Origin of the sequence: Adlercreutzia sp. ZJ176, from assembly GCF_011038975.1 — a bacterium.
Lineage (GTDB): Bacteria > Actinomycetota > Coriobacteriia > Coriobacteriales > Eggerthellaceae > CAAEEV01.
On record NZ_JAAKEC010000002.1, the window covers coordinates 187,536 to 209,294 of the forward strand.

At 66.6% G+C, this 21,759-nt stretch carries 21 protein-coding genes; 2 read left to right on the forward strand and 19 right to left on the reverse strand.

From position 1 onward, the window contains the following. Nucleotides 1–28: 28 nt before the first annotated feature. The 6 genes from dsrJ to G7Y50_RS01795 form a co-directional block, all read right to left on the reverse strand. Complete coding sequence (gene dsrJ / locus G7Y50_RS01770) at nt 29–436, reverse strand: sulfate reduction electron transfer complex DsrMKJOP subunit DsrJ (RefSeq protein ID WP_165056481.1); 408 nt, start codon at nt 434–436, stop codon at nt 29–31. Next, nucleotides 429–2,063 (reverse strand): sulfate reduction electron transfer complex DsrMKJOP subunit DsrK, encoded by a 1,635-nt coding sequence (dsrK, locus tag G7Y50_RS01775; RefSeq protein ID WP_304518500.1) that lies wholly within the window; start codon nt 2,061–2,063, stop codon nt 429–431. Before dsrK ends, dsrJ begins: the two co-directional genes overlap by 8 nt. Nucleotides 2,064–2,096: 33 nt before the next feature. Then, the gene (gene dsrM, locus G7Y50_RS01780) at nt 2,097–3,086 is read right to left on the reverse strand and encodes a sulfate reduction electron transfer complex DsrMKJOP subunit DsrM (protein ID WP_165056483.1); all 990 of its coding nucleotides are present in this window, start codon (nt 3,084–3,086) and stop codon (nt 2,097–2,099) included. After that, the gene (locus tag G7Y50_RS01785; protein ID WP_165056484.1) at nt 3,083–3,598 is read right to left on the reverse strand and encodes a hypothetical protein; all 516 of its coding nucleotides are present in this window, start codon (nt 3,596–3,598) and stop codon (nt 3,083–3,085) included. Before G7Y50_RS01785 ends, dsrM begins: the two co-directional genes overlap by 4 nt. An 81-nt stretch (nt 3,599–3,679) precedes the next feature. After that, nucleotides 3,680–3,901 (reverse strand): hypothetical protein, encoded by a 222-nt coding sequence (locus G7Y50_RS01790; protein ID WP_165056485.1) that lies wholly within the window; start codon nt 3,899–3,901, stop codon nt 3,680–3,682. 166 nt (nt 3,902–4,067) lie between these two features. Next, nucleotides 4,068–4,406: a CGGC domain-containing protein gene (locus G7Y50_RS01795; RefSeq protein ID WP_165056486.1), complete on the reverse strand. Its 339-nt coding sequence runs from the start codon at nt 4,404–4,406 to the stop codon at nt 4,068–4,070. 179 nt (nt 4,407–4,585) lie between these two features. On the opposite strand from G7Y50_RS01795, the gene G7Y50_RS01800 reads away from it, so the two are divergent. Next, on the forward strand, nt 4,586–5,260 hold the full coding sequence (locus G7Y50_RS01800; protein WP_165056487.1) for a bifunctional precorrin-2 dehydrogenase/sirohydrochlorin ferrochelatase: 675 nt from the start codon (nt 4,586–4,588) through the stop codon (nt 5,258–5,260). Nucleotides 5,261–5,378: 118 nt separating this feature from the next. On the opposite strand, the gene G7Y50_RS01805 is transcribed toward G7Y50_RS01800, so the two are convergent. From G7Y50_RS01805 to G7Y50_RS01865, 13 genes are all read right to left on the reverse strand, one after another. Next, nucleotides 5,379–5,861 (reverse strand): DVU0298 family protein, encoded by a 483-nt coding sequence (locus tag G7Y50_RS01805; protein ID WP_165056488.1) that lies wholly within the window; start codon nt 5,859–5,861, stop codon nt 5,379–5,381. Nucleotides 5,862–6,003: 142 nt separating this feature from the next. Further along, entirely contained in the window at nt 6,004–6,375 is a 372-nt protein-coding gene (locus tag G7Y50_RS01810) for a hypothetical protein (protein ID WP_165056489.1), read from the reverse strand. 5 nt (nt 6,376–6,380) lie between these two features. Then, nucleotides 6,381–7,730, reverse strand: coding sequence for a YeiH family protein (locus G7Y50_RS01815; protein ID WP_165056490.1), 1,350 nt, complete (start codon nt 7,728–7,730; stop codon nt 6,381–6,383). A 90-nt stretch (nt 7,731–7,820) separates the two neighbouring features. After that, nucleotides 7,821–8,870, reverse strand: coding sequence for a dissimilatory-type sulfite reductase subunit beta (gene dsrB / locus G7Y50_RS01820; protein ID WP_241156597.1), 1,050 nt, complete (start codon nt 8,868–8,870; stop codon nt 7,821–7,823). A 63-nt stretch (nt 8,871–8,933) separates the two neighbouring features. Continuing rightward, nucleotides 8,934–10,154, reverse strand: coding sequence for a dissimilatory-type sulfite reductase subunit alpha (gene dsrA, locus G7Y50_RS01825; protein ID WP_165056492.1), 1,221 nt, complete (start codon nt 10,152–10,154; stop codon nt 8,934–8,936). Between the two features lie 35 nt (nt 10,155–10,189). Continuing rightward, nucleotides 10,190–10,378 (reverse strand): ATP-binding protein, encoded by a 189-nt coding sequence (locus G7Y50_RS01830; RefSeq protein WP_165056493.1) that lies wholly within the window; start codon nt 10,376–10,378, stop codon nt 10,190–10,192. Between the two features lie 264 nt (nt 10,379–10,642). Beyond that, entirely contained in the window at nt 10,643–11,965 is a 1,323-nt protein-coding gene (hemL, locus tag G7Y50_RS01835) for a glutamate-1-semialdehyde 2,1-aminomutase (protein WP_165056494.1), read from the reverse strand. Continuing rightward, nucleotides 11,965–12,945 (reverse strand): porphobilinogen synthase, encoded by a 981-nt coding sequence (hemB, locus tag G7Y50_RS01840; RefSeq protein ID WP_165056495.1) that lies wholly within the window; start codon nt 12,943–12,945, stop codon nt 11,965–11,967. Before hemB ends, hemL begins: the two co-directional genes overlap by 1 nt. Next, nucleotides 12,942–14,468 carry a uroporphyrinogen-III C-methyltransferase gene (cobA, locus tag G7Y50_RS01845; RefSeq protein WP_165056496.1) on the reverse strand — a complete coding sequence of 509 codons (1,527 nt, stop codon included), beginning with the start codon at nt 14,466–14,468 and terminating at the stop codon, nt 12,942–12,944. The genes hemB and cobA overlap by 4 nt, the downstream gene beginning before the upstream one ends. A 13-nt stretch (nt 14,469–14,481) precedes the next feature. Beyond that, a complete protein-coding gene (hemC, locus tag G7Y50_RS01850) occupies nt 14,482–15,399 on the reverse strand; it encodes a hydroxymethylbilane synthase (RefSeq protein ID WP_165056497.1) in 918 nt (305 codons plus the stop codon). Next, nucleotides 15,396–16,766, reverse strand: coding sequence for a glutamyl-tRNA reductase (gene hemA / locus G7Y50_RS01855; RefSeq protein WP_165056498.1), 1,371 nt, complete (start codon nt 16,764–16,766; stop codon nt 15,396–15,398). The genes hemC and hemA overlap by 4 nt, the downstream gene beginning before the upstream one ends. A 169-nt stretch (nt 16,767–16,935) precedes the next feature. Then, nucleotides 16,936–18,543 (reverse strand): (Fe-S)-binding protein, encoded by a 1,608-nt coding sequence (locus tag G7Y50_RS01860; RefSeq protein WP_165056499.1) that lies wholly within the window; start codon nt 18,541–18,543, stop codon nt 16,936–16,938. Between the two features lie 3 nt (nt 18,544–18,546). After that, the gene (locus G7Y50_RS01865) at nt 18,547–19,416 is read right to left on the reverse strand and encodes a respiratory nitrate reductase subunit gamma (RefSeq protein ID WP_165056500.1); all 870 of its coding nucleotides are present in this window, start codon (nt 19,414–19,416) and stop codon (nt 18,547–18,549) included. Nucleotides 19,417–19,750: 334 nt separating this feature from the next. On the opposite strand from G7Y50_RS01865, the gene G7Y50_RS01870 reads away from it, so the two are divergent. Then, the gene (locus tag G7Y50_RS01870; RefSeq protein ID WP_165056501.1) at nt 19,751–20,686 is read left to right on the forward strand and encodes a LysR family transcriptional regulator; all 936 of its coding nucleotides are present in this window, start codon (nt 19,751–19,753) and stop codon (nt 20,684–20,686) included. Nucleotides 20,687–21,759 lie beyond the last annotated feature (1,073 nt).

Consider the following 21,759-nt stretch of genomic DNA (forward strand, 5'->3'; position numbering starts at 1 on the left):
CCGCTCTCTCTTCGTCGGCATTGTTCTTCTACCCCTTGCCCACGACGCCGTCGTCGGTCAGGCCGTGGCACTCCCAGCAGTACAGCTCGACGTTGGAGTACGCGTGGCATGACTCGCAGAACGCATCGGGGTTCGAGTGACAGGACAGGCACGTGTCGTCGAGGCTCATCTCGTAGACCTGCCCGGAGCTGCTCACGTAGTCGGTCTTCCCCTCGCGCACCACGTCGTTGCGCCACTCGTCGAGCAGCGTCATGTGCGAGCTGCGCATGTACTCGACGGGCTCGATGCACTCCTTCACGTCAAGCGCCGCGATCTCGGGCGTGTTGAGGTCGAGCTCGGGGGCGCTGTGCGCCTTGCCCGCGCCGAGGATGAACGGCGCGACCATGATGAGGCAGAACACGCCGATGAAGATGAGGGTGAGCTTTCGCCTAGCCATGGTTCGCCTCCTCGCTGCCCGCGCCCCCGACGCCCGCGTCGGCCGCCACGTCCGCATGGGCGCCCGGCAGCTCCTCGAGCCTCAGGTCGAGCGTGCGGTGGTCGTCGTCGCCGAGCACGAGCGCGTTCGCGACCAGCTCGTGCACGCCGGTCACGCGCGTGCCGGGCACCCAGTAGTCCATGAGCGCCGGGAACGACGCGCGGTCGAGCGCGCAGATGTTCGCGAGCGTGTTCACGCCGTAGGCGTCGCGCACCGTGCGCACCGCCTCCGCGCGCGGGAGCCCGCCGCGCAGCCTGAGCTCCATGTTCTCGCCCGCGTTGAGGCCCGAGCCGCTTCCGCAGCACAGCGTCTTCTCGCGGATGGTCTCCTCGGGCATCTCATAGAAGTTGTTGCACACGTTCTTGATGATGAAGCGAGGCTCCTCGAGCAGGCCCATGGCGCGCGCGGTGTTGCACGAGTCGTGGTACGTGACGACGAGGTGGTCGTTGCGGGAGGGATCGAGCTTGAGCTTGTCGTGGTAGATGAGGTCGGCCGTGAACTCGGTGATGTGCACCATCTTCGTGGACGCCGCGTTGGAGAACACGGTGCCGGTGACGGGCGACACGGGCTGCTCGAGGAAGTCGGCCGGGCCGTTCCACGTGTCCATGTACTGGTTGACGAGGCGCCACATGTGCCCGCACTCGCCGCCGAGGATCCACTTCACGCCGAGGCGCTCGGCCTCCGCGTACATCTTGGCGTTGAGGCGCTTGGCCATCTCGTTGGAGGTGAAGAACCCGAAGTTGCCGCCCTCCGAGGCGTACGTGCTCAGCGTGTAGTCGATGCCGAGGTGCTCGAGCAGCATGATGTAGCCCATGAAGGTGAACGTGCCCGGCTCGGCGTAGAGGTCGCCCGAGGGGACCACGAGCAAAATCTCGGCGCCCTTGCGGTTGAACGTGGGCTCGAAGCGCCTGCCGGTGACGTCCTCGAGGTCGTCCATCATGAACTCGACGTTGCCGAGGATGGTCTGCGGCTCGAGCCCCACGTGGTTGCCCTTCATGTAGCAGTTGGCCACCGGCCCCGCGATCCAGTCGGTGTTGAGGCCGAGCAGGTTCAGGATCTCGCGCCCCATGATGGTGATCTCGGCCTGGTCGATGCCGTAGGGGCAGAACGCCGAGCAGCGGCGGCACTCCGTGCACTGGAAGAAGTAGTACCACCACTCCTTGAGCACGTCCTCGGTGAGGTCGCGCGCGCCCACGAGCGGGCCCAAGACCTTCCCCGAGGTGGTGAAGTAGCGCCTGTACACCGAGCGCATGAGCTCCGCGCGCACCACCGGCATGTTCTTCGGGTCGCCCGTGCCCAGGTAGAAGTGGCACTTGTCGGCGCAGGCCCCGCAGCGCACGCACACGTCCATGAACAGCCTGAACGAGCGGTACTTGTCCATGCGCTCCTTCATCCCTTCAAGGACGATCTCCTTCCAGTGAGCGGGAAGGTTCCAGTCCTCCTCGGACGAGGACCACTCGTGCGCGTTGGGAAGCCCCACCACCTCGAGGTTCTTCGGCTTCGCGGCGTGGCAGTACATGCCCTCGCGAAACTCGGTCGGCGTGTCCATCCATGAATCCGGCGTACACCCCAACTCGTAGTCCAGCATGCTTTCCTTGCTCGGTTGCTTGGCCATGCGCGATCACTCCGAATCCAACGGTAGTCCGACTTTCCTCATCTTCTCGCCGAAGTCCTGCTCGTACTCGGCGTAGGTGTGAACCTTCACGTCGTAGTTCCACGGGTTGACGTGGCGCACCATGCGGCTGTTGTTCGCAAGGTTGCGCGTGGGGCTGAAGAACACGCCGGGCGCGTGCATGAGCTTGCCCCAGGGGAAGTAGACGATGAGCACGCACACCAGAAAGAGGTGCACGAAGAGCAGCGGCTCGATGCCCTCGGGCGCCACCGGGGAGAACGACACGAGCCCCATGGCCACCTCCTTGACGCCCGTCACGTCGACGCGCACGCCGTAGCGCAGCGCGATACCCGAAAGCGCGATGCCCAGAAGCAGGAAGAGCGGGAAGTAGTCGATGCTCAGGGACACGAAGCGGATGCGCGGCAGCACGACGCGCCGCAGGAACAGGAAGGTGAGCGCGCCCACGATGACCACGTCGGTGAGGTAGAGCAGAGGGATGCCGATCTGGAGCACGCTGTCAGCGCCCTCGATCACGCCGATAAACTCCGGCACGGGGTCGAGGAACAGGCGGAAGTGGCGCACCACGATGATGAGCATCGACCAGTGGAACGCCAGCGCGCCGAGCCACAGCCACTTGGCCGAGCCGTAGCCGAAGCGGTCGTCGCGCTTCTCCGCCTTGCTGTTGCGGAAGAGCGAGCGGAAGAACAGCACCTCGAGCAGCATCCTGCCCACCACGCCCGCATAGGACGACGGGTTGTCGAGCTTGGCCTGCCTCACCCACGGCAGGCTCTTCTGCTGCCCGCAGGTCGTCGTGATGCAAAACGGCACAGCCGAGGCGCCCCACCGCATGACGCGGATGGCGAACCCGACGACGAACAGGGCGAACGCCGCGTACGGAACGATGACGCCGAACAGCGTGCCCAGGTGGAGGAAGGCGGTCGAGGCCCAGGCGATAAGCGCCAGCGCCACGACCAGAAGGAAGGGGGCCAGTATCCTCATGCGATCCCTTTCTCGCGCTCGAGGTTGTCCAGGTGACGTTGCATCATCTTCACCTCACGCCTCACCTCGTCGAGCCTGAGGCGGTAGAGGTCTTCGCGGCAACGCAGGTAGCAGTCCACGCTGTGCCAAAAGGCCAGCTCCGCGCGCTTTACGGCGCGCGCGCTGAGGGCCTCCGGGCCCTCATGGGCCCGCAGCCACGCAAGCACGCGGGGCTTCAAGTCGTACAGCGGCTTGAGCGCGCTCGAGGGCTTGTCGTCTTGGAGCGCCTTGACGCGGCACAGGTCCTCGACTGACGCCGGGACGCGTGGCGCGTCATCATCTGAGAGCAGCCAGGCGGCGAGGTCATCTGCCGCCTGGCGCATGCGGAAGCCCGTGGGGTCATCGTACCGACCCGCAGCTGCGGCCGAGACGCCCCTTGAAGCGGCCGGGTCGAGCGTCGCAAGCAGCTCGCCTGCGAGCTGACGCTCGCATTCCTGGCCCGAACCGAAAGATCCGAAAGGATCGAAAGACACCGTCATCCCCTGCCCCCCGCGCGCCCGGGGCCTCAAGCCCCGCGCTCCCCGACTCGTATGCCGACCTGCGTGCCTGCGCGCCTACTCGGGCGGCGCGACCTTGCCCTTGAGGGCGATGAACGTCGTGGTGATGTAGAGGTACTCGACCTTGTCCTCGAAGGCAAGCTCCTTGACCGCGAGGTCGACCGCGCCCTTCGGCTCGCCGATCGCCTTAGCGATGTCCTTGCTCTTCGCTTTCTCGACCGTGTCCAAATACGCGAGAACCTTCTCTTTGACCAGAGGATTGGCAGGACCCTTATCCATGGTTACGCTCCCCTCTCGCTCTGCGCGAAGCTTGCTTGACGTGCGTTTTACACGCCTTACGTTCGATTTAATCATGCGGCCGAAACCGTGTAAAATACTATGAATTCATCCCGTCATAAAATAAGGCAATGGCTAGCTTATATCCTTATGACCTGGTGCTATGCGCTCACCAGGCATGGCTGTACTCGAGGATGCGCACGCCCTCGTCGAGGTTGCCGTCCGCAAACGAGACCATCCGCTTCGCGAAGGGGCAGGGGTACCCGATCGGCGTGCCCTTCGTGATGCACGAGACGAACACGATCGTGTCAGCGCCGCGCGCCACCAGGTCGCGTGCGCGGAAGACCGCCTTCTTCCCCGGGCAGCCGCCGCAGGAGACGAACCCCACGATCTCGACGTCCTCCTCGACGCCGGAGAACACGCCGGTGCGCGTGCGGATCGCCTCGAAGCACTTCGTTCCCGGGCAGGCGTCCTCGGTCTGCTTGCAGCGGATGATGCCGACCTTCATGCGGTCCTCCTTCGACGCGATGTGCAGGCTTCCACCAGTATGCTGAGGACGCGCGCGCCCTGTAAAATACAAAGTTCGCATCGCGCGATCAAATATCCCGATGCCCCCTGGAAACCACCTGATGAGAGGCAGGTGCTACAATCAGCGCGCAAAGCCCGCGCACGCGAAGGGAGCTTTCCATGTCACGCCTCTACCCCGTCATGCTCGTCCTCGAAGACAAGCGCGCGCTCGTGGTGGGCGGCGGGGCGGTTGCCCAGCGCAAGGTCGAGGGGCTCCTCGCCTGCGACGCGCAGGTGCGCGTCGTGGCGCCTAAAGCCACCGACGGCCTGCGGGCGCTCGCGGAAGCCGGGGCCTGCGCCTGGTGCGCGCGCACCTTCTGCGAGCGCGACCTCGCCGACGCCGACATCGTGTTCGCCGCCACCGACGACGAGCAGGTGAACCGCCAGGTGTTCGAAGGGGCGAAGCGGGCGCGCCTCATGGTGAACGTCGCCGACCGCCCCGAGCTCTGCACGTTCTACCTCCCCTCGGTCATGCGCAAGGGACGGCTCTCCGTGTCGGTGTCGACCGAGGGCGCGAGCCCCCTGCTCGCGCGGCGGGTGCGCGCGCAGATCGAGGAGCGCCTGAGCGACGCCTACGCGCCCTACGTCGACCTGCTTGCGAGCTATCGCGACGTCGTCAACGCCACGATCGCGGAGAAGGCGCGCATGAGGTTCTGGGAGGAGGCCACCGACGGGCGCGCGCTCGCGCTCGTGGAGGCGGGCGACCTCGACGGCGCAGCGGCGCTCGTCGACGCTCTCGTCGCGCGCTACCAGCTCGAACGCGAAGACGCCGGCGCTTCGCCCGACCTCACGTGAGGCACCGAGCTGCTTTCCCTATACGCGCACGGAAAGTAGCGCCACTAGCGAGCCCTCCCCCTGCCAAACCCCTGCGGCGCCCCCTCACGCGCTGACGCCCCCGCCCTCGCCGCGCCCCTCAGGCCCCCCGCTCACGCACGGCGGCGGCGAGCCGCGCGATCTCCTCCTCGCGCCCCCGCACCAGCTCAGGCGCCGCGCGCGCCACCATCTCGCATCCCGCGAGCAGGCTCGGCTGGAACGTGGGCTCGTCGACGGCCGCCTCGAACGCGTACGAGAAGAACGCGCCGTAGGCCGCGGGGTTGCCCGCGATGATCGCGCAGATGATCTCAGGCGCCGACCAGGCGACGTTCGCCCCCTCCTCGTTCATCGCCCAGATGTGCCGCCGCATCGTCTCGCGGAAGAACTCCTCGGCGCCGCCTGAGCGGCACGCGCAGAGACGTTCGAAGCAGCGTATCGCCGCGGCGTGCTCGCGGGTGCCGGGGGCGTAGGTGAGGCGCGTCAGGAAGCGCCGCACGCGGTCTGCGTCAGCGTCGAACAGCCGCAGCAGCCCGTCGAAGTCCTCACGCGCCACCAGCGCGCGCACCTCGTCCTTGGAGAACATCCTGCCTCCTTCTGGCCTCGTTCGCGGCAGGCGCCGACGCCTTCCCGGCATCGCGATTCGCGCCCGCGCTCCTCCTTCTGATACACGCGCAGGCGCAGCCCCCGAGGGGAGGCTGCGCCTGCGAAAGCCGATGAGCAGCGAGCTAGATCATGCCCCACTTGCGCGTGTACTCGCTGTAGAGCTGGAAGTCGTCTTCGCTGACCCCCGCCTCTTTGAGCCGAGGCAGGATCTCCTCATAGGCCAGGGTGACCGTCTCCATGAAGACGCCGTCCTTGCGCATGGTGACCTTCCAGTCATCATGGATGTCGAGGAGCGCCTCCATGGCGCGGGCGCTATGGGAGATGCGCTCGCTGGTGTAGGAGGCGAGGGCGCGAAGCGCGTCGGGTGTGGCTTCGGCCTTCTTGATCGTCTTCCACGGGGACTTCTCCCCGCGCCGCCACTCCCCCGCCTCGAAGAACGGGAGGAAGAAGCAGGCGGCTTGTATGCAGGTTTCCTTGACCTTCTGCTCAGACATGGCTCTTACATCCCCACTGCCGTCCAGTAGTCGTTCAAGAACACCGTCGAGAACAAGAAGCCGAGGATGACGTTCACGCCCACGCCGATGGTGAACGCAGCGAAGGGCTTCCAGCCGGTGGCGGCGAGCGCCTTGAAGCGCGTGGTCAGGCCGATGCACAGGAAGCAGAACACGAACGCCCAGCCGCGCAGGTTCTTGATGGCCTTGAGGGCGTCGGAGTCGACCAGGGCGGCGAAGTCGGGGGAAGCCGTCGCCAGGACGATGGTGACGATGATCGACGCGATGAAGAAGCCGATGACGAACTTCGGGAAGCGCTCCCAGATGACGCCCGCACCCGGCTTCTGGACGGTGCCGTCAGAGGACTTCTTGCGCTCCCACACGGTGACGGAGATGATGGCGAGCAGGAAGGCCCACACGCCGACGAAGATGTCGCGGCCGACGACCTTCATGAGGGTGAAGGTGGTGGTGGCGCCGTCGCCGAACTGGGCTGCGGCGGCGATGCCCGCGGCGTCGGCGAACTCGGAGGTGCCGATCCAGGCGCCGGCGGCGCCGTCAGACAGGCCGAGCAGGCGGCAGATCACGGGAAGCAGGAACACCATGATGGTGGCCCAGATGACGACCATCGAGATGGCGATGGAGACGTGCTCCTTCTTGGCGTTGACCGACGAGCCGATGGCGATGGAAGCCGACACGCCGCAGATCGAGCCGCCGGCGCCGAGCGTAGCGCCGAAGGGCTTCTCGAGGCCGAACAGCTTGGTGGCCGCGAAGTAGATCACCAAAAACGTGGTGACGGCGATGACCGTGGCCTGGAACAGGGCAACCGGGCCGGATTCCAAGATCAGCGTGAACGGCAGCGTTGCGCCCATGAGGACAATGCCGACCTTCACGTAGAACTCGGTGCGCATCGCAGACTCGAACCAGTCCGGGATCTTCACGAAGTTGCCGATGATCATGCCCACGATGAGCGCCATCACAGGAGCCTCGAGGTTGAACGTCTTGGCCGTGTTCCACGCGCCGAGGATCTGCACGATGACGGCCATCACGAACAGAAGCGTGAAGCCCGCGAGGAACTTGCCGACGTTGTAGCGCATGACCTTCGCGGCGAGCGAGAAGATGGCTGCCAGCGTGATGTAGAGGAACAGCATCTTAGGCAGAAGCGAGACGACCATCCCCGGCACGGCCGTGAAGCTGTCGTAGCTCTTGAACGACACGGTGATGGTCCCGAGGGACTGCCCCACCGCGCACAGGATGAGCGCGACGATGACCAGGCCCAAGCCGATCCAGACCGCCCACCAGTCTTCCTTGAGGTAAAGACTCTGCAGGCCACCGCCGTTCGTTTTTGTGTTTTCAACCATTTGTTCACCCCTCCTTAAGGATGAATGGGTTTGGTCCCGCGTGGGTCCTGCCGCCGCGGGCGCGGCGGCAGGGCAGACCTCTTCAAGCGGCTAGAACTTGAACGCAGAGGAGGTTCTGAACGTCTCGCGCGAGAAGATGTAGTCGTCGATGAGCTTGTCGGAGAACGGGATCCCCGAGATCGAGAAGAAGCGCTCCCATCCGATCCTCTCGATCCACTCGCCGAGGCGCTCGCCCTTGCGAGCGTTAGAAGCCCACACCTCGACGATGTGGCGCACGGCTTCGGTGACTTCCGGCCAGCGCGGCGGGTTGTTCGGCAAGAACGGAATGACCATGCGCGAGAAGCTCGGGTCGGTTCGCGCCGTGGACACCTTGCCGCCGACCATGATGGCCAGGCCGTCGTTCTCGGAATCCATGATGTGCATGCCGGGGGACATGGTGTAGCAGTTGCCGCAGTACATGCAGCGCTCGTCCACTACCGCGACGCTCTTGATCTTCGGATCCGGGCGGATGGCGCCCGTCGGGCAGCACGCCACGAGGCTCGGGATCTCGGAGGTCTTGCGCACCGTGTCATGGTCGATGCGCGGGACGGTGCGGTGGATGGCGACGACGGAGATGTCGCTGCAGTGGGCTGCTCCGCACATGTTCAGGCAGCATGCCATGGCAATGTGCAGCTTGTTGGGCAGCTCGTCGGTGACGAAGTACTCGTACAGGTCGTCCATGATCGCCTTCACGATGCCGGAGGCGTCAGACGCGGGCGTGTGGCAGTGCACCCAGCCCTGCGTGTGGACGATGTTGCTGAGAGAGTGGTGCGTGCCGCCCACGGGGTAGCCGAGCTCCTGGCACCGCTCGATGATGGGCTCGACCTTGCTCTCGTCGGGGGTCAGAAACTCGATGTTGTTGCGGCTCGTGAAGCGCAGATGCCCGTCGCAGAACTCGTCGGCCACGTCGCAGATGTCGCGGATGGCGTCGACGCTCATGAGACGGGGCTCGCCGGCGCGAACGCTGTAGAGCTCGCCCGCCGGGCCGACGTGCTTGAGCACGCCAGGGCGCACATGCTCGTGGTACTCCCACTTGCCGTAGTTCTCCTTGATGATGTTCGGCAGGTACTGACGGAAATCCGGAGGCCCGTTGTCGATCATTGCCACTTGGAATCACCTTGCCTTTCTAAAAGCTCGTCATCAGTTCTCGGGTTCGCGCGGCGCTTAGGCCGGCTCGCCCTCTTGCCCTGCAGCCTCCTGCAAGATCTCCTCCTGAGGCCAGAACACATACGGGTTGGCACGCGGGCGGTAGACCATCTGGGGCACGGCCTCGAGGCCGATGTCGCGCAGGAACTTGCCCATGCCGATGCGATAGACCGTCTCGCCGATGCGCTCGCGCGTCTTGCCGTTCTCGTCCCACCAGTCCCAGATGCGGTTAACCAGGTCCTTGAACTCGTCGTAGGGGGCTTCCATCTTCATGAAGGGGACGAGCACCCAGGACATGAACGCCGACTTGACGATGGTGGACTTCGCGCCAAGCAAGATGGTGGCGCCCTTCTCCTTACCCTGCTTGACCGCGCGGCCCATGACGTTGACGCAGTGCATGCAGCGCGTGCACTCGTCGGCGTTCACGGTGAGCTCGCCGGTCTCCTGGTTGTAGTGCAGGCAGCGGGTCGGGCACTTCTCGACGACCGCCTCGCGGATGGGAAGGCCGCTCTCGGCGTACTTCTTCACCTCGTCCTGGTCGATGGTGATGGCGTCGCGCCAGGTGCCGATGACCGAGATGTCGGCGCGGGCCGCCGCGGCGACGCAGTCGTTGGCGCAGCCGGACATCTTGATCTTGGACTTGTACGGCCACATCGGGCGATGAAGCTCGTCCTGGAACTCGTTGGTGATGTCGTAGCACATGTCAAGCGTGTCAAAGCAGGCGTACTCGCAGCGGCCAGGTCCCACGCAGCAGCTCGGAGAGCGCAGGTCAGAGCCCGATCCGCCCAGGTCGTAGCCAGCCTCGGAGAGCTCGTCGAACGTGGGCTGGAGCTCCTCGGTCTTGGTGCCGAGGAAGATGAGGTCGCCGGTGGCGCCGTGCACGTTGGTGATGCCGGAGCCGTGGCGCTCCCAGATGTCGCACAGCTCGCGCAGGGCGTCGGTGTCGTAGAACCAGCCGCTCGGCGCGGCGATGCGCATCGTGTGGAACTCGCTGACGTTCGGGAACTCCTCGGGCAGGTCGGTGTAGCGCCCGACGACGCCGCCGCCGTAGCCCTTCACGCCCACGATGCCGCCGTGCTTCCAGTGGCCGATCTTGTCGTGGTAGGAGCGCTCGAGCAGCCCGAGCAAATCGGCGCTCATCTCGCTCTTCTCAGCAGCGCGCTTGATCTCCGTCACGAAGCTTGGCCACGGGCCGCTTTCCAGCTCGTCCAGTTGGGGGGTCTTGCTGCTTTCAGTCATAATCCCTCCTTTTGCTTCAATCAAAAATTGCGGAACTACATTTCCATGATGGTTATCGCACCGCTCGGACACACCGAGACGCACGCCTCGCATCCCATGCACTCCGCTTCGTCGCCAGCCACATACGCGTGCTCGCCGTTAAAGGCGAGGATGTGGGCTGGACACCCGTCGGCGCACGAGTCGCAGCCAGTGCATGCCTCCTCGTCAATTGACACTATGAACATCGGTTACACCCCCTTCCCCTGCTTTGATTTCGCCGTTTACCAGCACGTCTCCATAACGCGGCATCACGACAAGTCCTATTTGACCACTAACCTCCCCGCCGCGAAAATACTTTGACTTGATCGGGGGATAACCTGAGCCTATACCAGGTTGTTTCACCAGTTCAAGTTGCGTTTTTAAGGTCCTTTCGAGAACCTGCCATAGCAAAAACGAATCGCACGGAAACCAGCGCGGAAGCGGCACCTGGCGCGCGCGGCCGAGGACCGCTAGAGGCGCGCGAACGCGCGGCGGGCCGCCTCGACGGTGGCGTCGACGTCGGCGCGCGTGTGCGCCGCCGACATGAACAAGGACTCGAACTGGCTCGGGGCCAGATACACCCCGTCGCGGCGCATATCGGCGTAGAAGCGCGCGAAGCGCGCCGTGTCGGAGCGCGTCGCCGACGCGAAGTCGACGACGGGGCCCTCGGTGAAGAAGAGCGAGAACATGCCGCCGACTGCGTTCACGCTCACCGGCACGCCCGCCGCGCGCGCGGCGTCCTCGAGGCCGCGCGCGAGCTCCTGCACGAGGCCGAAGACGTGCTCGTAGACGCCCGGCTCGCGCAGAAGGCCCAGCGTGGCGAGGCCCGCCGCCGTGGCGAGCGGGTTGCCCGAGAGCGTCCCCGCCTGGTAGACCGGCCCGAGCGGCGCGAGCTGCTCCATGATCGCGCGCCTTCCGCCGAAGGCCGCCAGGGGAAGCCCGCCGCCGATGATCTTGCCGAGGCACGTGAGGTCGCCTTCGACGCCGAAGCGCTCCTGCGCCCCGCCGCGCCCCACGCGGAAGCCCGTCATCACCTCGTCGATCACAAGCAGGCTCCCGTAGGCGTCGCAGAGCCGGCGCAGGCCCGGCAGAAATCCGTCCCGCGGGAGGACCACGCCCATGTTGCCCGCGACGGGCTCGACGATCACGCAGGCGATCTGCTCGCCGTAGCGCTCGAAGAGCGCGCGCGTGCCCTCGAGGTCGTTGTAGCGGGCGACGAGCGTGCGCGCCGCGACGCCTTCCGCTATGCCGGCCGAGGTGGGCGTGCCAAGGGTGAGCGCCCCACTGCCCGCCTGCACGAGGAGCGCGTCGACGTGCCCGTGGTAGCAGCCCTCGAACTTCAGCACCATGTCGCGCCCCGTCACGCCCCGCGCGAGGCGCAGGGCGCTCATGGTCGCCTCGGTGCCCGAGCTCACGAAGCGGATCATCTCGAGCGCGGGCATCGCGTCTTGAATCGCGCGCGCGAGCTGCGTCTCGGCCTCGGTCGGCGCGCCGAAGCTCGTGCCGAGGCGCGCGGCCTCGCACACGGCGCGTACGACGCCTGGATGCGCATGGCCCATGATGAGCGGGCCCCACGACCCCACGTAGTCGATGTAGCGGTTCCCGTCGACGTCCCACAGATGCGCGCCCTCCCCACGCGCGATGAACAGCGGGTCAGCGCCCACGGCGCGCGCCGCGCGCACGGGCGAGTCGACGCCGCCCGGGATGATCGCGCGCGCCTGCGCGAAGGCCCGCGCGCTCTTGCTGGTCGACAAGCCCGGGACCTTGACGCACTCGCCGTTCGGCCGGCGCATCAGAGCGCCTCCTCGCGCAGCCAGCGCGCGGCGTCGAGCGCATGGTAGGTGATGATCATGTCGGCGCCCGCGCGCTTCATGCCCACGAGCAGCTCGGTGACGACGCGCCGCTCGTCGAGCCAGCCCGCGAGCGCAGCGGCCTTCACCATCGCGTACTCCCCGCTCACGTTGTAGGCGACGACGGGCAGCTGGGAGGCGAGACGCGCGCGCCACATGATGTCGCCGAACGCCAGCGCCGGCTTGACGATGATCATGTCGGCGCCCTCCTCCACGTCGGCGCGGATCTCGCGCAGGGCCTCGTCGCCGTTGGCGGGGTCCATCTGGTAGGTCTTGCGGTCGCCGTGCTGCGGCGCCGAGCCCGCCGCGTCGCGGAAGGGGCCGTAGAAGCCCGAGGCGTACTTGGCGGCGTACGACATGATGGCCACATGCTCGAAGCCGGCGCCGTCGAGCGCCGTGCGCAGGGCGGCCACGCGCCCGTCCATCATGTCGGAGGGCGCGACGATGTCGGCGCCGGCGCGCGCCTGCGACACGGCGGTGCGCGCGAGGAGCTCGACGGTGGCGTCGTTCTCGACGATGCCGTCGCGCACCACGCCGCAGTGCCCGTGGTCGGTGTACTCACACAGGCACACGTCGCCGATGACGACGAGGTGGGGATGATGCTCCTTGATGAGGCGGATGGCCCGCTGCACGATGCCCGCCTCGTCGTAGGCGCCGGTCCCGAGCGCGTCCTTGCGCGCGGGGATGCCGAACAGGATGACCGCGGGGATGCCGAGGTCGGTCACCTCGGCGAGGACGGGCTCGAGCCTGTCGAGCGAGTAGCGGCACACGCCGGGCATCGAGGCGACGGGCTCGCAGACGCCCTCGCCCTCGCACACGAAGAGCGGGTAGATGAGGTCGGCCACCCGCACGTGGTTCTCGCGAACCATCGCGCGCAGGGCCGCTGAGGAGCGCAGGCGGCGGTGGCGCACGGCGAGCTTCATGAGGCGCCTCCCAGCTCGCGCTCGGCGAGGCGCGCGAGCGCGGACACGGTGGGCTCGTCCGCCTCGGCGGCGCACGCCATGCCGAGCTCGCGCACCGTCTGCGTGGTGACGGGGCCGATCGAGAGGAGCTTCACGCCCTCGAGCAGGCCGAGCTCGCCCGCGAGCGCATCGCGCAGGTTGCGCGCCGTCGAGGAGCTCGTGAGCATGATCGCGTCGACGCGGCGCGCGCGCAGGGCACTGACGAGCGCCTCGCGGCTGCCCTCGTCGGGCACGTTGCGGTAGACCGGCGCCTCAGCGACGATGACGCCGCGGGCGGCGAGGCCGTCCTGGATGACGGAGCGCGCGTGCTCGGCGCGCACGACCAAGACGCGCTCGCCAGGACGCGTCATGTGCTCGAGCAGGGAGAGCAGGCCCTCGGCGCTCCCCTCCTCGGGCACGATGACGCCCGCGGCGCCGCGGGCGGCGAGCGCCTCGGCCGTGGCGGGCCCGACGGCCACGGCACGCGCGGTGAGCGCGCCCAGGTCACGTGCGCCCGCGTGGGCGGCGAGCGCCTCGGCGAAGTACCGCACGCCGTTCACGCTGCAGAACACCACGTGGTCGAAGGAGGGAAGCTCGTCGAGCGCGCATCTGACGAGTTCGGTGACGCCCGTCGGCTCGAGGCGGATCAGCGGGCGCTCCTCCACCTCTGCGCCGAGCTGCTCGAGCTGCCGCGAGAGCTTCGACGCCTGGCAGCGCGCCCGCGTGACCACCACGCGCTTGCCCGCGAGCGGGCGGGTGGCGCGCCACGCAAGCGCGGCGTGGAGGCGCGCGACCTCGCCGATCACGATGGTGGCGGGGCTTGAGAGCCCGCTTGCCGCGACATCGGCGCCGAGCGCGCCGAGCGTCGAGGTGACCTCGCGCTGCCCCGGCCAGGTGCCGCGCTCGACCACCGCCGCTGGCGTGGAGGCATCCATGCCGCAGCGCATGAGGTTTTCGCAGATCAATTCGATGTTGCGCATGCCCATGAGGAAGATGAGCGTGCCGCCGACCCGCGCCAGGCCCTCCCAGTCAACGACCGACGCGAGCTTGTCGGGCGCCTCGTGCCCCGTCACCACCGTGAACGTCGAGGACATGCCGCGATGCGTCACGGGGATGCCGGCGTAGGCCGGCGAGGCGACGGCCGCCGTCACGCCCGGCACCACCTCGTACGGGACGCTTGCCGCGCACAGCGCGAGCGCCTCCTCGCCGCCGCGCCCGAACACGAACGGGTCGCCGCCCTTGAGGCGCACGACGAGCTTGCCCGCGCGCGCGTGGTCGAGCAGGAGCGCGTTGATCTCGTCCTGGGAGAGCGTGTGGCGCTCGGGCGTCTTGCCCACGTACACGCGCTCGCAGCCCGCCGGCGCCATCGCCACGAGCTCGCGCGCCACGAGGCGGTCGTACACGAGCACCTCCGCGCGCTCCACCCACTGCTTGCCCGCGAGCGTCATGAGGCCCGGATCCCCCGGACCTGCGCCGACGAGCACCACCTTGCCGCATTCTGGCATGCAGCCCACCTCCTCACATCGCGCGCACGTCGCGCATGATCTCGTCTGCGCCGCGCCGAAGCGCCGCGCGCGCCGCCTGCGCCCCCACGTCCTCGGGGTCGGGCCCCGAGACGCACACGCGCACGCAGCGCCCTCCGTCAAGGCCGAACACGGCCGCGTCAAGCGTGAGGGCGCCGCGCGAACAGGTCGCGTGCGCGCCGAGCGGCGTCTGGCACCCGCCCTCAAGCGCCCCGAGGAACGCGCGCTCAGCCCGCGCGGCGCGCTCGCTCGCCTCGTGGTTCACGCAGCGCAGGATCGCGAGCACCTCGGGGCGGTCCTCGGCGCACTCGACGGCGATCACGCCCTGGCCCGGCGCGGGGAGCATGATGCCGAAGGGAAACGCCTCGGTGACGCGGTCCTGCCACCCGAGGCGCTCGACACCCGCGGCCGCGAGCACGATGCCCGCGGCATGCCCTTCCTGCAGCTTGCGCCAGCGCGTGTTGAGGTTCCCGCGCAGCTCGACGCAGGTGAGGTCGGGGCGCAGGCGCTTGATCTGCGCCGTCCGCCGCAAGCTCGACGTGCCCACGCGCGCGCCCTCGGGAAGGCCCGCAAGCGGCGTGCCGTCGCGGCTGAGGAACACGTCGTGCGCGTCAGCGCGGTTGCCGTAGGCGCCGATGCGCAGGCCGGCGGGAAGCACGGTCGGCAGGTCCTTCAGGCTGTGCACGGCGGCGTCGATCTCGCGCGCGAGGAGCGCCTGCTCGATCTCCACCGTGAAGAACCCCTTGTCCGCCACCGAGGGCAGAGGGGTGGCCAAGTCGAGGTCGCCTTTGGTGTCGAGCGTGACAACCTCCACCTCAAGCTCCGGAAACGCGTGCTCGACCTGGGACTTCACCCATTCGGCCTGCCAGAGCGCGAGCTGGCTTTTCCGCGTGCCTATCCTGAGCGCCTTCATCGCGCGACCTCGCTCTCCCTGCGCGCAGCCCCGCCGCCTTCATGTACGACCGCCCCCGCGCCGGCGCCGCCCGGCAGCACCGCGGGCGAGAAGCCGAACAGCTCCTGCAGCACGCCAGCGCACTCGCGCGCACGCGGCGTGCCCGCCCGGGCGTTGAGCGCCTCGACGGGGCCGCGCACGATCTGGTCGACGATCGTCGTCGCCAGGACGTCCACGGCATGCTGCTGCGAGGACGAGAGCCCCTTGAGCTTGTCGGAGGCCGCCTCGAGGCGCTCGGCCTTGACGCCGTCGGCGTAGCGGCGCAGCGCCGCGATCACGGGCACGAGCTCGAGCGCGCTGATCCAGCGCGTGAAGTCGGCGAGCTCCTCGTCGATGAGCGAGCGCGCGCCCGCCGCGGCCTGCATGCGCTCGAACAGGCCCCGCTCGGCGGCATCGCGCAGCTCGTTGATGTTGTGGAGCGACACGCCGGGCACGCCCGCGACCGCCGGCTCCACGTCGCGGGGAATGGCCATGTCGACGAGGAGCAGGGGCCGCGATGCGCGCTCGTCCATGACGCGGCGCACCATGTCCTCGGTTATGAGGCACGTCTTCGCCGAGGTGGCTGAGAACACCACGTCGGCCTTGGCCAGGCACGCCTCCACCTCGTCGAGCGGGTGCGCGGTGAAGCCGTGCGCGCAGGCGAGCTCGCGGGCGCGCGCGAGCGACCGATTCGCCACCATGACGACGGGGAACTCGTGCGCCGCCAGGTACTTCGCCGTGAGCTCGCTCATCTCACCTGCTCCGAGGACGAGCGCGCGCTTGTCGTGCACGTCCCCGAACTCCCGCACGGCCAAATCGACCGCGATGCGCCCCACCGAGACCGAGAAGCTCCCGAGCAGCGTCTGGGAGCGCGCCTTCTTGCCCAGGTGCAGCGCGCGCTGGAACCACGCGTTGCACAGCTTGTCCGTCGCCTTCGCCTCGCATGACGCCTGGTAGGCGCGCGACACCTGCCCGAGTATCTCCGCCTCGCCCACGATGAGCGAGTCGAGGCCGGACACCACCTCGAGCAGGTGGCGGTAGGCCGCCTCGTCGGCGTACGAGTAGAGCGCGCCGAGCAGGCGCCCGCGCACCTCGTCGCTGCCGCCGGCGCAGCGCTCGACCAGGTAGCGCCGGATGCCCTCGGCGGCGTCGAGGCCGTCGGGGCAGGTAGCGTAGATCTCGAAGCGGTTGCAGGTGCTCAAGATGACGACGCCGCCCGCGCCGCAGGCGCGCTTGACGTCAAGCGCGGTCCGCTGCACCGCGGAATGGTGCACGCTGAGCCTCTCGAGCAGGTCGATGGGCGCGCTCTTGATGTTCGCCCCGACAACCACACCGCGCGTTGACTCCATGCCGACGCCCCTTCCTCCTCGTCATCCGCCTCCCACCTGGCCTTGCCGCCCGTACCCGCACGGCCTGCGGGCACGCCTGCGCCCGCCGCGCGCCCGCCACAAGCGTCTGCGCCCTCACGCCGCGCACCCGCCGCAAGCCCGCGCCCGCCGCAAGCGCGCGCCGCTGACGCTACAGGAACTCCAGGTAGGGCTTCTCCATGCTCACCAGGGCGTTCACCATGAGCTCGACCAGCCCGGTGTAGTGCACGTTGTACTTCGCCGTGACCTTGTACGCCTTCAGGATGTCGCGGATCGTGCCCTTGCAGTTCGAGCAGGGCGCGCACACGCACTTGAGCACGGCCGGGTCGGAGAACTCGTCGCCGAAGGCGTTGATGATCTGCTCGAGCTTCTTGCGCGCGCTCACCTTGTCGCGGAAGTCGCCGAAGTTGTAGGAGTTCATGATGGCGAACCCGCTGCCGCCGCCGCAGCAGTAGTTGTCGACGCCGTGCGGCGTCATCTCGCGGAACTGCGGCGCGATCGCGCGCAGGATCTCGCGCTGCGGCTGCACGATGCCCATCTGGCGCACCATGTTGCACGGGTCGTGCAGCGTGACGGGGAAGTCGTTCTTCGACGGGTCGAACTCGAGCCTGCCCTCGCGCACGAGCTGCGCCATGAGCGGCAGGAAGCTCTCCACGGGGACCTTGTCCTCGCTCGCCGCCATGCGGTCAGCCGCCACGCCGATGGCCTTGTGCGCGTGCCCGCACTCGCCCACCACGATGCGCTTCACGCCGAGCCGCTTCGCCACCTCGAACTGCGCGAGCGCCACCTTCTTCGCCTGCACGTCATCGTACCAGACGCCGTAGTTCACGCCGTCGTACCCCATGAGCTCGGAGCTGAGCGTCCAGCTCACGCCCGCCTCGTCGAGCAGGATGGCGAAGGCCGCCGGGTTGTCCGGCCACGCGATGAACTCGCCGGCGTTGTGGAGGAGCAGCACGTCGGCGCCCTCCTTGTCGATGGGGAACCTCACGGCGCGGCCCGTGCGCTCCTCGATGTCCTCCTCGATGAACTCGATGGTGTCGAGCAGCGCCGGGCGCGTGAGGCCCGTCGTCGAGCCCACCTCGAGCTGCAGGACCGTGCCCTTCTTGTGCACGGGCGACGGAGCGATGCCGAGCTCCTGCGAGAAGAGCTTGCGGATCTCCTTCGCGGCCAGGCCGTTGTCGAGCCCGAGCGGGCAGGCCTGCGCGCAGCGGCGGCACAGGTTGCAGCGGTACGCCATCTCGCCAAGGCGCGCGATGGACTCCCAGTTCACGTCCACGTCGGCGCCCACGAACCCGCCGAGCAGCCTGCCTGAGGGGGTGAAGTGCTTCTTGTACATGCGCCGCAGCACGTCGACGCGATAGCTCGGGCGGTAGATCTCGTCGCCGTTGCTCGCCTGGAAGATGTGGCACGCCTCCGAGCAGGTGTTGCACTTCGCGCAGAACTCAGTGACGAGCTGCAGGGGCTGCAGGGCCCCCTTGTTGGCGTCCTGGAAGAGCTTCTCCAGGCCGACGAGGAACCGCTCGACGAACTCGTCTTCCTCCTCCTGCGTCTCGGGGCGCTTGAGCGTGTCGAGCGCGATGAAGCCGTCGAGCGACGCGCAATGCTCCTCCGCCCACCCGGGCTTGAGCTCCTTGAACTTCGGCTCAAGCCCGTTTGCGTCATAGGGGGAAGGAAGAGGCATGAGGTCGTCGACGGGAGAGAGGACGTCGACGTCCCGGGAGATGTCACTGGCTTTGAGGTGCTTGGTGTTCACGGACATGGGCTACTCCTCCGTTGCGCTGGGGTCGGTCTGCGTGGGGCGGGCGTGCGGGGCTGACCACGCGGTCTGCGCGGGCGCGGCGGCCGCGGCGCGCATGTTGCGCTCGACCTTGCTCCCGGGCAGGTTAGGGTCGTTGTCCCAGAGGACCCGGTGGAACGAGAAGAACTTCCCCGCGTAGTGCCCCATCTTGCTCACGGGGATGTAGACCATCATGACGCCGAGGAGCACGAAGTGGACCATCACGAGGGCGGGAAGCTCGACGGCGCTCAAGGTGAGCACCTGGGCGGCGACGTCGTAGACGTTCGCGCTGGTCGTCCACGAGGCGATGCCCGTGACGAGCACGGCGAGGATCAGCACGAGGTTGAAGTAGTCCGCCGGCGCCATGTACACGCGGGAGGCTTCGTCCGTCAGGCGACGCACGAGCAGAAGCACGATGCCAACGGTGGCGAACGCGAACCCGAGCTCGCCTATGACGTTGATGACGGCGATCACGAAGTCGACGCGCACGAACGCGCCGAGGATGAGCAGCACCGACCAGCCGAACAAGATGTAGACGCCCGCGTGGAACAGAAACGAGGCCCACCACAGGGAGCGCTGGCGTTCGAACAGCGTCTTGATGAAGAACATCTCCTTCATGATCTCGACGATCTCGGTGGACAGGCTCGTGGTGCGCTTTTTGGCCCACCACTCGCTCTCCTCGAAATACGAGCCGCCGTAGCGCGCCTTGTCCGCGCCCTCCTTGGGGACGGGGTACAGGTCGAAGCGGCCGTGGGTGGAGAGCCTTGAGTACTTCCAGAACTTGAGCGCGCTGAGCACGAAAAAGCCCGCGAGCGCGGCGAGGAGAAGAACAGAAACGAGCGTGGCACCATCCATGTGAACCCCCTTCTCGAACTTTGGCGCAGTCTGACTGACCAGCTCGTACCAAAGTTTTGCAATCCCAACGCTAAAGCACGTTAAGGGGGTTGTAAAATGGGAATATGCAATCGAGCGATAGCTTATTTCAATCGCTCGATAGGTTATTCCCAGCTATACACTTCGCGCGCTATGAACTATTTTAATGACGGCACGTAAGCTAAAGGTAAACGCAACGTAAGCGCAAGACGACCGAGATTCGAGCCCGACGCGCGACGCCGATGAGATCGTTTGGGCTGTTCGCGTGTTCGACCCGTCTTCTTCCCCGCCAAGCAGCGAAGGGAAAGGGGTTATCGTGAGTTCTCTGGAGCAGTTCATCGTGTTCAAAGAGGTCGCCGAGACAGGAAACATCACGCAGGCCGCGCGACATCTGCACATCAGCCAGCCGAGCGTCAGCATCCAGCTCCAGAACCTGGAGAAGGAGTACGGCGCGTGCTTCTTCGAGCGAACCAACCGCGGCGTCACGCTCACCGAGTTCGGGCGCGTCTTCTACAAGAGCATCGTCCACGTCATCCAGACGATGAACGAGACGAAGGAGACCATCCTGTCTTTGACGGAGAACCAGAGCAGCTGCATCCACGTCGGCGCCACGCTCACGATCGGCGAGTACCTGCTGTCGCACATCATGTCGATCAACACGCCGCAGGGCAAGCCGCCTCTGCGCTTCAACGTGCTGGTTGCGAACACGCTCATGATCTCGCGGTCCATCCTGGACAAGAAGTTCAACATCGGGCTGGTGGAAGGGCCGGTCCCTTACGACGAGAACCTCGTCATCGAGCAGTTCTGGAGCGACGAGCTCGTCATCGCGGTGCCGATCGACCACCCGTGGAGCAGGCGGATCGAGGTGTCGTTCGAGGAGCTCAAGAGCGAGAACCTCATCCTGCGGGAAGTGGGCTCGGGCACGCGCAAGGTCATGGAGATGGCCATGGCGAAGAACGGCCTCGACGCCGACGAGCTCACCGTCGTCGCCGAGCTCAGCAGCATCCAGGCCATCAAGGACACCGTCATGGCGGGGCTCGGCGTCACCGTCATCTCGGCGCTCGCCGTGCAGGAGGAGTGCCGCCACAAGCGCCTCTCGATGCTGAAGCTGCGCGACTGCCCGCTCGAGCGGCCGCTGAACATCCTCACGAACTGCAAGAGCATCCTCACGACCGATGAGGAGTGGTTCCTCTCGCGCCTGCGCTCGCAGGACACGCTGCGCGCCCTCATCCCCGCCCCGTTTCTGCCGTGAGGCGGGGCGGGGCAGATGGATGACGACCCGCCGTCTCCCGTTGTCACGCTTTGGCAAACACTCGCGCGCTGTCGTCTTACGCGAATAAATACGAGAATATGTCGCGTATGGAAACGGGCGATATGACATTGCGATTGCCATATCGCCCACAGCGGAGCGCCGCACGAAGCGAGGCCAAAACCGCCGTTTCGCGAAACGCTCTGGACGAAAGCATGAAGACCAGTTCATGCTGTGCCTGCAGGCATTGTCGGCCCTCGCCCTAACTCGCATGTACTATGACGGCTGCATTGACGAGCGCGGCGCTCGTGTTGAGCAGCAAAGGATCGAGCGCAAGTCGCAGCAGTTCCTCTTAAAGCGTCAGAACCTTTCAGGAATCATGGAGCTAAAGATCGGCGCTTTAAAGGGAGCTCCTGTCGCGCCTTCAAAGGGAAGAGACGGCGACAACGTGTTTAAGCGCTTGACTTCCCAAACGCCGCAGTTTGCAAGCTCCTTCGTTTGCAAGTTACCCTCAAGCAGGCCATGCGGAAGGCCTTCAAATGCGATCTGATCCTGCACAAACCGACGAGCAGGACGAAGGCCCGAGGATAGTCCGGAGAAGAGAATCCTTCTCGCTTGCCTTGGATATCGAGACACCGACAACGGCTTCTTTTCATCCATGATTCTGAAAAGCTGGATGAAAAACGTCCGTTATCGGTGCTTCGAGCCCCGAAAACCGCCGACAACGCGCCTTTCTCATCCACTTTTCCGGGAAATCGCCGATAACGGCCTTGTTTCATCCAGAATCGCCTGAGGGGTGGATGCAAAAGCGCCGTTATCGGCAATGAGGGATTAATCTGTGGGATATAGGCAGAAAAGTGTGTAAAGAGTTACCCTATCTTCCCAGTTCAAGCTAGACATACATGCCTCCGGAGTTGTTGCCGACCAACTTCCCTATAGGCAAGAAAGCGTGTAACAAAAGCACTTGACACCCCTGTTCGGGGACACTTTTTCGAGAAAAAAGTCAGTCCGGGTCGGGGGTGAGCGGTGTCTAGCCCAAAATGCGGCGTCTGCGGCGCCAAGATGATGAAGAACGG

Bases quoted from the DNA above. Each gene is read 5' to 3' on its own strand.
- dsrJ (WP_165056481.1), bottom strand. From the start codon at position 436: ATGGCTAGGCGAAAGCTCACCCTCATCTTCATCGGCGTGTTCTGCCTC.
- dsrK (WP_304518500.1), bottom strand. From the start codon at position 2,063: ATGCTGGACTACGAGTTGGGGTGTACGCCGGATTCATGGATGGACACG.
- dsrM (WP_165056483.1), bottom strand. From the start codon at position 3,086: ATGAGGATACTGGCCCCCTTCCTTCTGGTCGTGGCGCTGGCGCTTATC.
- G7Y50_RS01790 (WP_165056485.1), bottom strand. From the start codon at position 3,901: ATGGATAAGGGTCCTGCCAATCCTCTGGTCAAAGAGAAGGTTCTCGCG.
- G7Y50_RS01795 (WP_165056486.1), bottom strand. From the start codon at position 4,406: ATGAAGGTCGGCATCATCCGCTGCAAGCAGACCGAGGACGCCTGCCCG.
- G7Y50_RS01800 (WP_165056487.1), top strand. From the start codon at position 4,586: ATGTCACGCCTCTACCCCGTCATGCTCGTCCTCGAAGACAAGCGCGCG.
- G7Y50_RS01805 (WP_165056488.1), bottom strand. From the start codon at position 5,861: ATGTTCTCCAAGGACGAGGTGCGCGCGCTGGTGGCGCGTGAGGACTTC.
- G7Y50_RS01810 (WP_165056489.1), bottom strand. From the start codon at position 6,375: ATGTCTGAGCAGAAGGTCAAGGAAACCTGCATACAAGCCGCCTGCTTC.
- G7Y50_RS01815 (WP_165056490.1), bottom strand. From the start codon at position 7,730: ATGGTTGAAAACACAAAAACGAACGGCGGTGGCCTGCAGAGTCTTTAC.
- dsrB (WP_241156597.1), bottom strand. From the start codon at position 8,870: ATGATCGACAACGGGCCTCCGGATTTCCGTCAGTACCTGCCGAACATC.
- dsrA (WP_165056492.1), bottom strand. From the start codon at position 10,154: ATGACTGAAAGCAGCAAGACCCCCCAACTGGACGAGCTGGAAAGCGGC.
- G7Y50_RS01830 (WP_165056493.1), bottom strand. From the start codon at position 10,378: ATGTTCATAGTGTCAATTGACGAGGAGGCATGCACTGGCTGCGACTCG.
- hemL (WP_165056494.1), bottom strand. From the start codon at position 11,965: ATGCGCCGGCCGAACGGCGAGTGCGTCAAGGTCCCGGGCTTGTCGACC.
- hemB (WP_165056495.1), bottom strand. From the start codon at position 12,945: ATGAAGCTCGCCGTGCGCCACCGCCGCCTGCGCTCCTCAGCGGCCCTG.
- cobA (WP_165056496.1), bottom strand. From the start codon at position 14,468: ATGCCAGAATGCGGCAAGGTGGTGCTCGTCGGCGCAGGTCCGGGGGAT.
- hemC (WP_165056497.1), bottom strand. From the start codon at position 15,399: ATGAAGGCGCTCAGGATAGGCACGCGGAAAAGCCAGCTCGCGCTCTGG.
- hemA (WP_165056498.1), bottom strand. From the start codon at position 16,766: ATGGAGTCAACGCGCGGTGTGGTTGTCGGGGCGAACATCAAGAGCGCG.
- G7Y50_RS01860 (WP_165056499.1), bottom strand. From the start codon at position 18,543: ATGTCCGTGAACACCAAGCACCTCAAAGCCAGTGACATCTCCCGGGAC.
- G7Y50_RS01865 (WP_165056500.1), bottom strand. From the start codon at position 19,416: ATGGATGGTGCCACGCTCGTTTCTGTTCTTCTCCTCGCCGCGCTCGCG.